The sequence below is a fragment of the Shigella dysenteriae genome, from assembly GCF_022354085.1.
Classification (GTDB): Bacteria; Pseudomonadota; Gammaproteobacteria; order Enterobacterales; family Enterobacteriaceae; genus Escherichia; species Escherichia coli.
This window is the reverse complement of sequence record NZ_CP055055.1, coordinates 4,633,246-4,645,663: the sequence shown is the minus strand read 5'-3', so window position 1 is coordinate 4,645,663 and position 12,418 is coordinate 4,633,246. Positions and strand designations below refer to the sequence as shown.

Sequence of the window (12,418 nt, the reverse complement as noted above, 5' to 3'; positions counted from 1 at the left end):
CCAATGTGACCGGGCTTTTACTTAACTCACTAATCTGTTTCTGTCGATTCGTTGTACCAGCATAGAAAGTAACAAACTCGCTGCCAACGTCGCGCAAAAAATCCAAATAATATCCAGTATTGGCCAATTTTTAAGCTCAATTCCCCGGGTGCGCAGCGCATGAATAATCAAGGCGTGGAATCCGTATATACCCAACGAATGGCGGGAGATTAAGCCAAGTCCGCGAATGGTACGCGTATCCAGCGTGTTTTTAACCAGAGTCAATAGCGCGATTGCGCAGATAAAAACCATCGGCCCACAGTAAAGATACCAGGTATCGGCAAAATTTCCGCGCCACTGCAATTCATATAATGTCCCGCGAGAGATAATAAAAACTCCCGTCGCAAACAGTGCGGCGCTCACCCACGACAGTGCTTTATGCTGTGTGTCCATCATCCCTATAGCGCGGCCCAACATGCCATACAGAATGTAGTAAAAAGTATCGCCATTGATATATAAGTTAATTGGCAGCCATTCAAAACCGTCGATTTTCTGCGGCACGGTGTTTGGGTTAGCGATGATACCAATCACCACCATTAGCACCAGCAACATTTTTCCGCCGACGTTCTTCACCTGAATCAGCGGTGAAACCAGATAAATCACCGCAATCGCGAAGAAAAACCATAAGTGGTAAAACACTGGCTTTTGCAGCAGGTTTTTCAGCGCTAACTCCACATTAATGGAGGTAAACAGTGCAATGTAGAGCAGCGCGATTGCGCTATAAAAAAACAGACATAAGCCGATACGCAAGAAATGGCGCGGCTGGGCGCTGCGTTCGCCAAAAAAGAGATAGCCGGAAATCATGAAAAATAGCGGCACGCTGACACGAGAGGCAGAGTTCAGAACATTGGCGATATCCCAGGTGACGGGGCTAACACTATGAGCATTGGTCACATACCAGGTAGTGGTGTGAATCATCACCACCATTAAACACGCTATCCCTCGCAGGTTATCAATCCAGTAAATTTTGGGCTGCATCTGTGTCTCTGTATCTGGTTAAAAAAAGTCTGACCGATAAATCATTCAGTTGGCGCACTGGAATAATCTGAGTTTTAACACTACAGCTTATAGAGGCTTAAGGAAATTCGTAAGATATCAGCCACTATACCGATATAAATAATAAGACTCACCTGCAAACCAGACGGTAATTTAATGATGATGAACGCTTTCTTTCCGGCAATGGCGCTTATGGTGCTAGTGGGTTGTTCTACACCGTCACCCGTGCAGAAAGCACAACGGGTAAAGGTTGATCCTCTGCGTTCGTTGAATATGGAAGCGTTATGCAAGGATCAGGCGGCAAAACGTTATAACACCGGCGAGCAAAAAATCGACGTCACCGCCTTCGAACAGTTCCAGGGAAGCTATGAAATGCGCGGTTATACCTTCCGTAAAGAGCAGTTTGTCTGTTCTTTTGACGCAGATGGCCATTTTTTGCATCTTTCCATGCGTTAAGCCCTGCTTTTTCCCGTTTCATACTGTATATCTTCCATCCAGCGGGTATACTGATCCCTTCCTTTAAATCCACACGTATCCAGCACGAAATAATATGCAAAAGTTTGATACCAGGACCTTCCAGGGCTTGATCCTGACCTTACAGGATTACTGGGCTCGCCAGGGCTGCACCATTGTTCAACCATTGGACATGGAAGTCGGCGCGGGAACCTCTCACCCAATGACCTGTCTGCGCGCGCTGGGGCCAGAACCGATGGCGGCTGCTTATGTTCAGCCTTCTCGTCGCCCGACCGATGGTCGCTACGGCGAAAACCCCAACCGTTTACAGCACTACTATCAGTTCCAGGTGGTCATTAAGCCATCGCCGGACAATATTCAGGAGCTGTACCTTGGTTCTCTGAAAGAGCTGGGCATGGACCCGACTATCCACGATATCCGTTTCGTGGAAGATAACTGGGAAAACCCGACGCTGGGTGCCTGGGGACTGGGCTGGGAAGTGTGGCTAAACGGCATGGAAGTGACGCAGTTCACTTACTTCCAGCAGGTTGGTGGTCTGGAGTGTAAACCGGTTACCGGCGAGATCACCTACGGTCTGGAACGTCTGGCCATGTACATTCAGGGCGTAGACAGCGTTTACGACCTGGTCTGGAGCGACGGCCCGCTGGGTAAAACCACCTACGGCGACGTGTTCCATCAGAACGAAGTGGAGCAGTCCACTTACAACTTCGAATACGCGGACGTGGACTTCCTGTTCACCTGCTTCGAGCAGTACGAGAAAGAAGCGCAGCAGCTGCTGGCGCTGGAAAATCCGCTGCCGCTGCCAGCTTACGAGCGTATTCTGAAAGCCGCCCACAGCTTCAACCTGCTGGATGCGCGTAAAGCCATCTCCGTCACCGAGCGTCAGCGCTACATTCTGCGCATTCGCACCCTGACCAAAGCAGTGGCAGAAGCATATTACGCTTCCCGTGAAGCCCTCGGCTTCCCGATGTGCAACAAAGATAAGTAAGAGGCGGCTATGTCTGAGAAAACTTTTCTGGTGGAAATCGGCACTGAAGAGCTGCCACCAAAAGCACTGCGCAGCCTGGCAGAGTCCTTTGCTGCGAACTTTACTGCGGAGCTGGATAACGCAGGCCTCGCACACGGCACCGTTCAATGGTTTGCTGCTCCGCGTCGTCTGGCGCTGAAAGTAGCTAACCTGGCGGAAGCGCAACCGGATCGTGAAATCGAAAAACGCGGCCCGGCGATTGCCCAGGCGTTCGACGCTGAAGGCAAACCGAGCAAAGCGGCAGAAGGTTGGGCGCGTGGTTGCGGTATTACCGTTGACCAGGCTGAGCGTCTGACTACCGATAAAGGCGAATGGCTGCTGTATCGCGCCCATGTGAAGGGCGAAAGCACTGAAGCACTGCTGCCGAATATGGTTGCGACTTCGCTGGCGAAACTGCCGATTCCGAAACTGATGCGCTGGGGTGCAAGCGACGTGCACTTCGTGCGTCCGGTGCACACCGTGACCCTGCTGCTGGGCGACAAAGTCATTCCTGCAACCATTCTGGGCATTCAGTCCGATCGCGTGATTCGCGGCCACCGCTTTATGGGCGAGCCGGAATTCACCATCGATAACGCCGATCAGTATCCGGAAATTCTGCGTGAGCGTGGGAAAGTCATCGCCGATTACGAAGAACGTAAGGCGAAGATTAAAGCCGATGCCGAAGAAGCAGCGCGTAAGATTGGCGGTAACGCTGACTTAAGCGAAAGCCTGCTGGAAGAAGTGGCTTCGCTGGTGGAGTGGCCGGTCGTTCTAACCGCGAAATTTGAAGAGAAATTCCTCGCGGTGCCGTCTGAAGCACTGGTTTACACCATGAAAGGTGACCAGAAGTACTTCCCGGTGTATGCGAACGACGGCAAACTGCTGCCGAACTTTATCTTCGTTGCCAACATCGAATCGAAAGATCCGCAGCAAATTATCTCTGGTAACGAGAAAGTCGTTCGTCCACGTCTGGCTGATGCCGAGTTCTTCTTCAACACCGACCGTAAAAAACGTCTGGAAGATAACCTGCCGCGTCTGCAAACCGTGCTGTTCCAGCAACAGCTGGGTACGCTGCGTGACAAGACTGACCGCATCCAGGCGCTGGCTGGCTGGATCGCCGAACAGATTGGCGCTGACGTTAACCACGCAACCCGTGCGGGCCTGCTGTCTAAGTGTGACCTGATGACCAACATGGTCTTCGAGTTCACCGACACCCAAGGCGTTATGGGGATGCACTATGCGCGTCACGATGGCGAAGCGGAAGACGTAGCCGTGGCGCTGAATGAGCAGTATCAGCCGCGTTTTGCTGGTGATGACCTGCCGTCCAACCCGGTAGCTTGTGCGCTGGCGATTGCTGACAAGATGGATACTCTGGCGGGTATCTTCGGTATCGGTCAGCATCCGAAAGGCGACAAAGACCCGTTTGCGCTGCGTCGTGCCGCGCTTGGCGTGCTGCGTATTATCGTTGAGAAGAACCTCAACCTTGATCTGCAAACGCTGACCGAAGAAGCGGTGCGTCTGTATGGCGATAAGCTGACTAATGCCAACGTAGTTGATGATGTTATCGACTTTATGCTCGGTCGCTTCCGCGCCTGGTATCAGGACGAAGGTTATACCGTTGACACCATCCAGGCGGTACTGGCGCGTCGTCCGACTCGTCCGGCTGATTTCGATGCCCGCATGAAAGCGGTATCGCACTTCCGTACCCTGGAAGCAGCTGCAGCACTGGCGGCGGCGAACAAACGTGTATCTAACATCCTGGCGAAATCTGACGAAGTGCTGAGCGATCGCGTGAATGCCTCTACTCTGAAAGAGCCGGAAGAAATTAAACTGGCGATGCAGGTTGTGGTGCTACGTGACAAGCTGGAGCCGTACTTTGCGGAAGGTCGTTACCAGGATGCGCTGGTCGAACTGGCAGAGCTGCGTGAACCGGTCGATGCCTTCTTCGATAAAGTGATGGTCATGGTTGATGACAAAGAATTGCGTATCAACCGTCTGACCATGCTGGAGAAACTGCGCGAACTGTTCCTGCGCGTTGCGGATATTTCGCTGTTGCAGTAATAACGCCGTTATTAAAAAGCCTGCCATCTGGCAGGCTTTTTTTATCGCTAAATAATACAGCAACCTTTAATAATCTTCTGCTGAATAAAGATTATCTCATATATTAATTTTATGAGATTTTTTAGGATTATATCAAGGAGAAGAAACAAACTTATTAAGCTAGAATAGCCACGGGTGCTTGAGACTGTTTGTCTCAGGTATTCACCGAAAGGCAGACAGAGAAAAGCCCCACCTGACTATAAATCAAAGTGAGGCCCCTCTATGCATAGACACCATAAGGTTAGCCTCTTACTCGTTGGAAATCAACACAGGGGGCTGGGAATGCCGCAGAAATATAGATTGCTTTCTTTAATAGTGATTTGTTTCACGCTTTTATTTTTCACCTGGATGATAAGAGATTCACTGTGTGAATTGCATATTAAACAGGGGAGTTATGAGCTGGCGGCATTTTTAGCCTGCAATTTGAAAGAGTAAGAGTCTTCGGCGGGAAGTTATTCCCGCCTTTCTTACGGCGTTGCGCATTCTCATTGCACCCAAATTTATTTTTCACAAAAATAATACTAGATTTTATTACGCGATCGATTATTTATTTCCTGAAAAACAAATAAAAAAATCCCCGCCAAATGGCAGGGATCTTAGATTCTGTGCTTTTAAGCAGAGATTACAGGCTGGTTACGTTACCAGCTGCCGGGCCTTTAGCGCCGCTTTCGATGGTGAAGGACACTTTCTGACCTTCGTCCAGAGATTTGTAACCATCGTTCTGGATAGCAGAGAAGTGTACGAACACGTCTTTAGAGCCATCGTCAGGAGTGATGAAGCCGAAGCCTTTGTCAGCGTTGAACCATTTTACGATACCAGTCATTTTACCGGACATAGTGTATTACCTTTAATAATTAAGTGTGCCTTTCGGCGATATGGCGTGCTTTACAGATTTTGAAGCGTTAAAGGAATGTGCACTACGAGGGGTATCAACGATAACTCTTGAAGGGACTTGCCTTACTACACTGCTTTAATGGTCTGTACGTCAAACCGTTGATGTGCATTAAGCCACGCATTGGCGGGTGATGCAACAATTATTTTTCATATTTATGATTAATCGGTTGGAAAACGGTCCTGTCATCAGGACCGTAAACCGCAATAAAGTGGATAAAAGTCTATTCCATCAACTGCTTACTTAATGCCGGGTTGGCTTGAATCAAACGCATCAATTTTAGTTCGGCACTTGAAGGCTTCACGCGTCTGGATTCCCATTCCTTTACCATGGCGACTGATACGCCCAAAACCCGGGCGAAATCATCGATTTTTAATCCTGTCCCTTTTCGTAACTGCTCAATTTCGGTACAGGACGTTGTTCTGTGCGTCAGGGTAATTTTCTGCGTTTCATCTTTAAAAACAATCTGTTCCAGGCTGCTCAACAGCTCATGCATTGGATCTTTATATTCCATTGAAAACTCCTCAAATCACACTGCGGGATCGTGAATTGCATCGAAGCTCATTAAGAATAGTCGGGAAAAGCAGACACAGCGGGGTGAAGTCAGGGCATGCTCTGGCTATGATTCGATTCAGCCAGTCATTTAGCGTGACTTATAGCCACCTAACGATCTGATAAATGCCGATATATCTCTTACCACTCCTGGTTTGTAAAGATTTCGAAAATCTAACCTTCTGCGAAGGCGTAAATCTCTGGCTACAAAAAAGGCAACGGCAATATCATTTTTTAACAATGAAACAACAAATTAACCTTGTTTCATTTTCTCCATGATTTTACCAGGAAGATTACGTAGAAAGGGTATCCTGCAAGCCTGTCCTGGACTATTCTTGTCACGTCAGACACGCGTGTGTCGTTGTGCGCTTTTTTTGGGTGAAAGGAGTAAGAAAATGGCGACAGGAAAGTCCTGCTCTCGCTGGTTTGCGCCTCTTGCGGCGTTATTAATGGTAGTTAGCCTGAGTGGGTGTTTTGATAAAGAAGGCGATCAGCGTAAAGCGTTTATCGACTTCCTGCAGAATACAGTGATGCGTAGCGGTGAACGTCTACCAACCCTGACTGCCGATCAGAAAAAACAGTTTGGTCCTTTTGTCTCTGATTACGCGATTCTGTATGGTTATTCTCAGCAGGTGAATCAGGCGATGGATTCCGGTCTGCGCCCGGTTGTAGACAGCGTTAACGCAATTCGCGTACCGCAGGATTACGTTACGCAAAGCGGTCCGCTGCGTGAAATGAATGGTTCGCTGGGTGTGCTGGCGCAACAACTGCAAAATGCGAAGTTGCAGGCCGATGCTGCGCACTCTGCGCTAAAACAGAGTGATGACCTGAAACCGGTCTTTGATCAGGCATTCACCAAAGTGGTAACGACGCCAGCTGATGCATTGCAACCATTGATTCCGGCGGCACAAACTTTCACGCAACAACTGGTGATGGTTGGAGACTACATTGCCCAACAAGGTACTCAGGTGAGCTTTGTAGCAAATGGCATCCAGTTCCCGACTTCACAGCAGGCAAGTGAATATAACAAACTGATTGCGCCATTACCGGCACAGCATCAGGCGTTTAATCAGGCCTGGACTACAGCAGTTACTGCAACCCAATAAAGAGTAAAAGCCCGAGTGATTATCGGGCTTTACTCCACGCAGTCGCGGCTTAGTCCGCGACGTGCGGATTCACACAGTTCTTCTCAACCTTTCCTAGTAACGCATCAATCAAATTATCCACGGCACAGGCGGCCATGCCATAACGCGTCTCATGGGTGGCAGACCCAATATGCGGTACTGCGACGACGTTGGCCATTGAGAGCAACGGCGAATCTACGGAAAGTGGCTCTTGTTCGAAGACATCCAGCCCGGCGGCGTGAATTTCGCCTTTCTGCAATGCAGCAATCAGTGCATTTTCATCAACCACCGGGCCACGTCCGGCATTAATGAATATGGCGGAGGATTTCATTTTGGCGAATTGTTCTGCGCCAAATAGATGATACGTCTCATCAGTTAACGGCAGGATCAGGCAAACGAAATCTGACTCTTGTAACAGTGTATCCAAATCGCAGTAGCGGGCGTTGAAGCGTTCTTCTGCTTCTTTATGGTGGCGGCGCGCGTTATAGAGGATGGGCATGTTGAAGCCAAAGTGCGCACGTTGTGCCAGCGCCATACCGATCCGTCCCATCCCGACAATGCCCAGTGTTTTATGGTGAACGTCAGTGCCGTACCAGTCCGGGCCTATGCTCGCGGTCCATTCGCCTGCTTTTACCCGTTCTGCTACCTCCACAACCCGACGAGCGGTAGACAACATCAGCGCCATCAGCGTATCGGCGACGGTTTCTGTTAATACGGTTGGCGTGTGCATGAGCAGAATTTTTCGGGCGGTAAGCGCATCGACATCAAAATTGTCATAGCCGACGGAGATCGTTGATGTGGCACGCAGTTTCGGCATTTTTTCCAGCAATGCGGCATCTACATTCTCGTTTGAACCCAGTAAACCTTCAGCTTCGGCAAAAATTGCTGCATTTTGATCGACGGTTTGTGGGCTGAGGTTTGCCACCTGGTGAACGGTGAAATGCTCTTGCAGGCGTTGCAGTAAATCATCAGGTAAGGCTTTGTAGAGGATAACGGACGGCTTCATGCTTCTCTCCATTCACTGATAAGGCGATCACCTTAGCCTGAAATATGATGAAGGAAAACTGAAGAATGCCAGGTGATTTCTGCATCACCTGGCATGAAAGGGATTACAGCGGGCTTAAGGTAATTTCTACACGGCGGTTTTGCGCCTTACCTTCTGCGGTGCTGTTGCTGGCGATTGGGTTAGCCGGGCCAAGGCCCTGAGTACGGATGCGGCTGGCGTCCACGCCCTGGGTGATCAACGCGCTGGCAACGGAATCCGCACGCTGTTGGGAGAGACGCATGTTCAGATCGTGACCACCCGTGCTGTCGGTATAACCAATCACGTTAACCGCCGTTTTCGGATACTCTTTCAGCACCATTGCCACGCCGGTCAGGGTGTTAGCGCCCGCAGGTTTCAGGGTCGCGCTGCTGCTGTCGAAGGTCACATTGTTCGGCATATTGAGGATAATGTTATCCCCGCTGCGGGTTACACTAACACCAGTGCCGCGCATTTTGTCACGCAGCTTCGCTTCCTGCACATCCATGTAATAACCCACGCCGCCGCCCAGAGCTGCGCCTGCTGCTGCGCCAATCAGCGCGCCTTTACCGCGATCTTTCTTCGAAGAAGAGAGCGCACCAATACCCGCGCCCACGAGAGAGCCCAGACCTGCGCCGATAGCAGATTTACCTGCTTCGCGTTCGCCGGTGTAAGGGTTAGTTGTGCAGCCAGATACCGCCAGAGCGCCACTCACTACGGCGGCAATAAGATAAACACGTTTCTTCATTGTTAATCCTTAATAACCTTTTTATTCTTTGCCACGGGTTCCGTGGCGGGAGATTATGCCGCGTGAACATGAAGATTATTCCTGGGAATACTCGGAAATTTGTAAGTAATATTTAACTGCTCAATACATCTAACCTTTCAGGAGTCTTCGGTTTGGCCAACTCATCCTCACGATATTCCGTTCTGACTGCCGCCCATTGGGGGCCCATGCTGGTTGAAACCGACGGCGAAACCGTGTTTAGCTCGCGTGGCGCGTTAGCCACAGGAATGGAAAACTCCTTGCAGAGCGCGGTTCGCGACCAGGTTCACAGCAATACGCGGGTACGATTTCCAATGGTGCGCAAAGGCTTTCTCGCGTCACCGGAAAACCCGCAAGGCATTCGTGGGCAGGATGAATTTGTTCGCGTGAGTTGGGATGAGGCGCTGGATCTTATTCACCAACAACATAAACGCATTCGTGAGGCTTATGGTCCGGCATCGATTTTTGCTGGTTCCTACGGCTGGCGTTCAAACGGCGTGCTGCATAAGGCCTCGACATTATTACAACGCTATATGGCGCTGGCAGGCGGTTATACCGGGCATCTGGGGGATTATTCGACCGGCGCGGCACAGGCGATCATGCCGTATGTCGTGGGTGGTAGTGAAGTTTATCAACAGCAGACCAGTTGGCCGCTGGTGCTGGAACATAGCGATGTCGTGGTGCTGTGGAGTGCTAACCCACTCAATACGCTGAAAATTGCGTGGAATGCATCCGATGAGCAGGGGCTTTCTTACTTTTCTGCACTGCGTGACAGCGGGAAAAAGCTGATCTGCATTGATCCAATGCGATCGGAAACCGTCGATTTCTTTGGCGATAAAATGGAGTGGGTGGCACCGCACATGGGCACTGATGTTGCGCTGATGCTGGGGATCGCCCATACGCTGGTGGAAAATGGTTGGCACGACGAAGCGTTTCTGGCGCGTTGCACCACAGGTTATGCCGTCTTCGCCTCTTATTTGCTGGGCGAGAGTGACGGAATAGCGAAAACCGCCGAATGGGCAGCAGAGATTTGTGGTGTTGGCGCAGCGAAAATCCGCGAGCTGGCGGCTATTTTCCACCAAAATACCACCATGCTGATGGCTGGCTGGGGAATGCAGCGCCAACAGTTTGGTGAGCAAAAACACTGGATGATCGTCACGCTGGCAGCAATGTTGGGGCAAATCGGCACACCCGGCGGCGGTTTTGGTCTTTCTTACCATTTTGCCAATGGTGGTAACCCCACGCGGCGCGCTGCGGTACTCTCTTCCATGCAGGGCAGCTTGCCGGGTGGCTGCGATGCGGTAGATAAAATCCCTGTCGCCCGCATTGTTGAAGCACTGGAAAACCCCGGTGGCGCATATCAACACAACGGTATGGACCGACATTTCCCGGATATTCGTTTTATCTGGTGGGCGGGCGGTGCCAACTTTACTCATCATCAGGATACCAATCGCCTGATCCGTGCCTGGCAAAAACCGGAGCTGGTGGTGATCTCTGAATGCTTCTGGACGGCGGCGGCGAAACACGCGGATATCGTTCTGCCTGCGACTACCTCTTTTGAGCGTAATGATCTCACCATGACCGGTGATTATAGTAATCAGCATCTGGTGCCGATGAAGCAAGTGGTGCCGCCACGCTATGAAGCGCGTAATGATTTTGATGTTTTTGCCGAGTTAAGTGAACGCTGGGAGAAGGGCGGTTATGCACGTTTTACGGAAGGAAAAAGTGAGCTGCAATGGCTGGAAACGTTTTATAACGTTGCCCGACAGCGCGGGGCAAGCCAGCAGGTTGAATTGCCGCCATTTGCTGAGTTCTGGCAAGCCAATCAGTTAATTGAGATGCCGGAAAACCCGGACAGCGAGCGGTTTATTCGCTTCGCTGATTTTTGCCGCGATCCGCAGGCGCATCCATTAAAAACCGCCAGCGGTAAGATTGAAATCTTCTCGCAGCGTATTGCCGATTACGCTTATCCGGATTGCCAGGGGCATCCAATGTGGCTGGAGCCGGACGAATGGCAGGGTAATGCCGAACCGGAACAGTTACAGGTACTTTCTGCTCATCCGGCGCATCGTCTGCACAGCCAGCTGAATTACAGTTCTCTGCGCGAATTGTACGCGGTAGCAAACCGTGAGCCTGTGACCATTCATCCTGACGATGCTCAGGCGCGCGGCATACAAGATGGCGATACTGTTCGGCTGTGGAACTCACGCGGGCAAATTCTTGCCGGAGCGGTCATTAGCGAGGGAATTAAACCTGGCGTGATTTGCATTCACGAAGGGGCATGGCCGGATCTGGATTTAACCGCTGACGGTATTTGTAAAAACGGCGCAGTGAACGTGCTGACCAAAGATCTCCCCAGCTCGCGGCTGGGGAATGGCTGTGCGGGTAATACGGCGCTGGCATGGCTAGAAAAATACAACGGTCCGGAACTGACACTTACAGCGTTTGAACCACCGGCCAGCTCATAATCCAGGTGGGTAGTTGGGTTTCATCCTGCCATGCGCAATCGACAATGTGAAAACCCTGCGCCTGGTAAAAATCTATCGCCGGTTGATTTTTTTGATAAACCTCCAGCATCAGATGGGGATGGCGCTGTTGCACATACTGCATCAGCGCCTTACCAATACCGCGCCTGACGGCCTTCGGTGCGACAAACATCGCTGCCAGAAATCGGCCTTCCATAATGCTGACAAAACCAAGAAGCTTACTGTCTTCTTCCCAGACCCAGTTTTGTGCGTTGGCAAGATAGGCATCCCGCACCAGCGGAATGCACTCGCGCCAGTAATTCGCTTTTATAAAGGGATGGCCCCAGGTTGTACTTTCCAGCCACAGTTCGAGGATCGCGGGGAGTTCTGAACGTTGCGCTTCCCTAATCATGGTTTATTTCCCGGATAGCAACAGCAGCCAACCACATGATCATTCACCAGCCCACATGCCTGCATAAAGGAGTAACAGATTGTGGTACCGACAAACTTAAAACCACGTTTTTTCAGTGCCTTAGATAGGGCGTCGGAGGCGGGCGTAGATGTGGGGATTTCGCTCAACGTTGTGGCTTGTGTCACCTGTGGCTGATGATTTACAAACGACCAGACAAAGTCGGCAAACGGTTCGCCGTTCTGTTCCATTTGCAGGTACGCCCGCGCATTACCAATAATTGCCTGAATTTTCCCGCGATGGCGGATAATCCCGGCGTCCTGTACCAGTCTTTCGACATCCTCTTCCTGCATTGCGGCAACCTTCACCGGATCGAACTGATGAAAGCAGGCGCGATAGTTTTCGCGTTTTTTGAGGACGGTGATCCACGATAACCCAGCCTGCTGCCCTTCCAGGCAGATCATTTCGAACAGTTTTTTACTGTCAGTTTCAGGCACGCCCCACTCATTATCATGGTAGGCAATATAAAGCGGGTCCTGACTCACCCAGCCGCAACGTTCCATACTTTCCCTCG

Annotated in this window: 14 protein-coding genes; 6 read left to right on the top strand and 8 right to left on the bottom strand. The window is 50.8% G+C overall.

The genetic code is table 11. From position 1 onward, the window contains the following. Window positions 1–21: 21 nt before the first annotated feature. Window positions 22–1,017 (bottom strand): O-acetyltransferase WecH, encoded by a 996-nt coding sequence (gene wecH / locus HUZ68_RS22205; protein ID WP_001182640.1) that lies wholly within the window; start codon window positions 1,015–1,017, stop codon window positions 22–24. Window positions 1,018–1,191: 174 nt separating this feature from the next. Between wecH and HUZ68_RS22200 the strand changes: the two genes are divergently transcribed. The 4 genes from HUZ68_RS22200 to hokA all read left to right on the top strand — a co-directional run bounded on the left by HUZ68_RS22200 (window position 1,192) and on the right by hokA (window position 5,050). Continuing rightward, on the top strand, window positions 1,192–1,491 hold the full coding sequence (locus tag HUZ68_RS22200; protein ID WP_000980111.1) for a YsaB family lipoprotein: 300 nt from the start codon (window positions 1,192–1,194) through the stop codon (window positions 1,489–1,491). Window positions 1,492–1,585: 94 nt separating this feature from the next. Beyond that, the gene (glyQ, locus tag HUZ68_RS22195) at window positions 1,586–2,497 is read left to right on the top strand and encodes a glycine--tRNA ligase subunit alpha (protein WP_001168544.1); all 912 of its coding nucleotides are present in this window, start codon (window positions 1,586–1,588) and stop codon (window positions 2,495–2,497) included. A gap of 9 nt (window positions 2,498–2,506) precedes the next feature. Beyond that, entirely contained in the window at window positions 2,507–4,576 is a 2,070-nt protein-coding gene (gene glyS / locus HUZ68_RS22190; RefSeq protein ID WP_001291788.1) for a glycine--tRNA ligase subunit beta, read from the top strand. Window positions 4,577–4,897: 321 nt separating this feature from the next. After that, complete coding sequence (gene hokA, locus HUZ68_RS22185) at window positions 4,898–5,050, top strand: type I toxin-antitoxin system toxin HokA (protein WP_001135738.1); 153 nt, start codon at window positions 4,898–4,900, stop codon at window positions 5,048–5,050. On the opposite strand, the gene HUZ68_RS22180 is transcribed toward hokA, so the two are convergent. The 3 genes from HUZ68_RS22180 to HUZ68_RS22170 all read right to left on the bottom strand — a co-directional run bounded on the left by HUZ68_RS22180 (window position 5,027) and on the right by HUZ68_RS22170 (window position 6,021). Further along, complete coding sequence (locus HUZ68_RS22180; RefSeq protein ID WP_212734940.1) at window positions 5,027–5,098, bottom strand: hypothetical protein; 72 nt, start codon at window positions 5,096–5,098, stop codon at window positions 5,027–5,029. The genes hokA and HUZ68_RS22180 overlap by 24 nt on opposite strands. Before the next feature lie 139 nt (window positions 5,099–5,237). Continuing rightward, window positions 5,238–5,450 carry a transcription antiterminator/RNA stability regulator CspE gene (gene cspE / locus HUZ68_RS22175; RefSeq protein ID WP_000014594.1) on the bottom strand — a complete coding sequence of 71 codons (213 nt, stop codon included), beginning with the start codon at window positions 5,448–5,450 and terminating at the stop codon, window positions 5,238–5,240. 280 nt (window positions 5,451–5,730) lie between these two features. Continuing rightward, complete coding sequence (locus HUZ68_RS22170) at window positions 5,731–6,021, bottom strand: HTH-type transcriptional regulator (RefSeq protein WP_000455798.1); 291 nt, start codon at window positions 6,019–6,021, stop codon at window positions 5,731–5,733. Between the two features lie 433 nt (window positions 6,022–6,454). On the opposite strand from HUZ68_RS22170, the gene HUZ68_RS22165 reads away from it, so the two are divergent. After that, window positions 6,455–7,165: a DUF3053 domain-containing protein gene (locus HUZ68_RS22165; protein ID WP_000190516.1), complete on the top strand. Its 711-nt coding sequence runs from the start codon at window positions 6,455–6,457 to the stop codon at window positions 7,163–7,165. A gap of 49 nt (window positions 7,166–7,214) precedes the next feature. On the opposite strand, the gene ghrB is transcribed toward HUZ68_RS22165, so the two are convergent. Then, complete coding sequence (gene ghrB, locus HUZ68_RS22160) at window positions 7,215–8,189, bottom strand: glyoxylate/hydroxypyruvate reductase GhrB (protein WP_021557311.1); 975 nt, start codon at window positions 8,187–8,189, stop codon at window positions 7,215–7,217. 103 nt (window positions 8,190–8,292) lie between these two features. Then, window positions 8,293–8,952 (bottom strand): OmpA family lipoprotein, encoded by a 660-nt coding sequence (locus tag HUZ68_RS22155; RefSeq protein ID WP_000747625.1) that lies wholly within the window; start codon window positions 8,950–8,952, stop codon window positions 8,293–8,295. 152 nt (window positions 8,953–9,104) lie between these two features. Here HUZ68_RS22155 and bisC point away from each other — a divergent pair, with 152 nt between their 5' ends. Then, complete coding sequence (gene bisC / locus HUZ68_RS22150; RefSeq protein ID WP_000013945.1) at window positions 9,105–11,438, top strand: biotin sulfoxide reductase; 2,334 nt, start codon at window positions 9,105–9,107, stop codon at window positions 11,436–11,438. On the opposite strand, the gene HUZ68_RS22145 is transcribed toward bisC, so the two are convergent. Together HUZ68_RS22145 and tag are read right to left on the bottom strand one after the other, a co-directional pair. Continuing rightward, on the bottom strand, window positions 11,407–11,847 hold the full coding sequence (locus tag HUZ68_RS22145; protein WP_000617485.1) for an N-acetyltransferase: 441 nt from the start codon (window positions 11,845–11,847) through the stop codon (window positions 11,407–11,409). The genes bisC and HUZ68_RS22145 overlap by 32 nt on opposite strands. Continuing rightward, window positions 11,844–12,407, bottom strand: a complete 564-nt coding sequence (tag, locus tag HUZ68_RS22140; protein ID WP_000438948.1) for a DNA-3-methyladenine glycosylase I — start codon at window positions 12,405–12,407, stop codon at window positions 11,844–11,846. The genes HUZ68_RS22145 and tag overlap by 4 nt, the downstream gene beginning before the upstream one ends. Window positions 12,408–12,418 lie beyond the last annotated feature (11 nt).

What these genes read in the sequence shown, in the direction of transcription:
- wecH (WP_001182640.1), bottom strand. Translation starts at nt 1,017, where the DNA reads ATGCAGCCCAAAATTTACTGGATTGATAACCTGCGAGGGATAGCGTGT.
- HUZ68_RS22200 (WP_000980111.1), top strand. Translation starts at nt 1,192, where the DNA reads ATGATGATGAACGCTTTCTTTCCGGCAATGGCGCTTATGGTGCTAGTG.
- glyQ (WP_001168544.1), top strand. Translation starts at nt 1,586, where the DNA reads ATGCAAAAGTTTGATACCAGGACCTTCCAGGGCTTGATCCTGACCTTA.
- glyS (WP_001291788.1), top strand. Translation starts at nt 2,507, where the DNA reads ATGTCTGAGAAAACTTTTCTGGTGGAAATCGGCACTGAAGAGCTGCCA.
- hokA (WP_001135738.1), top strand. Translation starts at nt 4,898, where the DNA reads ATGCCGCAGAAATATAGATTGCTTTCTTTAATAGTGATTTGTTTCACG.
- cspE (WP_000014594.1), bottom strand. Translation starts at nt 5,450, where the DNA reads ATGTCCGGTAAAATGACTGGTATCGTAAAATGGTTCAACGCTGACAAA.
- HUZ68_RS22170 (WP_000455798.1), bottom strand. Translation starts at nt 6,021, where the DNA reads ATGGAATATAAAGATCCAATGCATGAGCTGTTGAGCAGCCTGGAACAG.
- HUZ68_RS22165 (WP_000190516.1), top strand. Translation starts at nt 6,455, where the DNA reads ATGGCGACAGGAAAGTCCTGCTCTCGCTGGTTTGCGCCTCTTGCGGCG.
- ghrB (WP_021557311.1), bottom strand. Translation starts at nt 8,189, where the DNA reads ATGAAGCCGTCCGTTATCCTCTACAAAGCCTTACCTGATGATTTACTG.
- HUZ68_RS22155 (WP_000747625.1), bottom strand. Translation starts at nt 8,952, where the DNA reads ATGAAGAAACGTGTTTATCTTATTGCCGCCGTAGTGAGTGGCGCTCTG.
- HUZ68_RS22145 (WP_000617485.1), bottom strand. Translation starts at nt 11,847, where the DNA reads ATGATTAGGGAAGCGCAACGTTCAGAACTCCCCGCGATCCTCGAACTG.
- tag (WP_000438948.1), bottom strand. Translation starts at nt 12,407, where the DNA reads ATGGAACGTTGCGGCTGGGTGAGTCAGGACCCGCTTTATATTGCCTAC.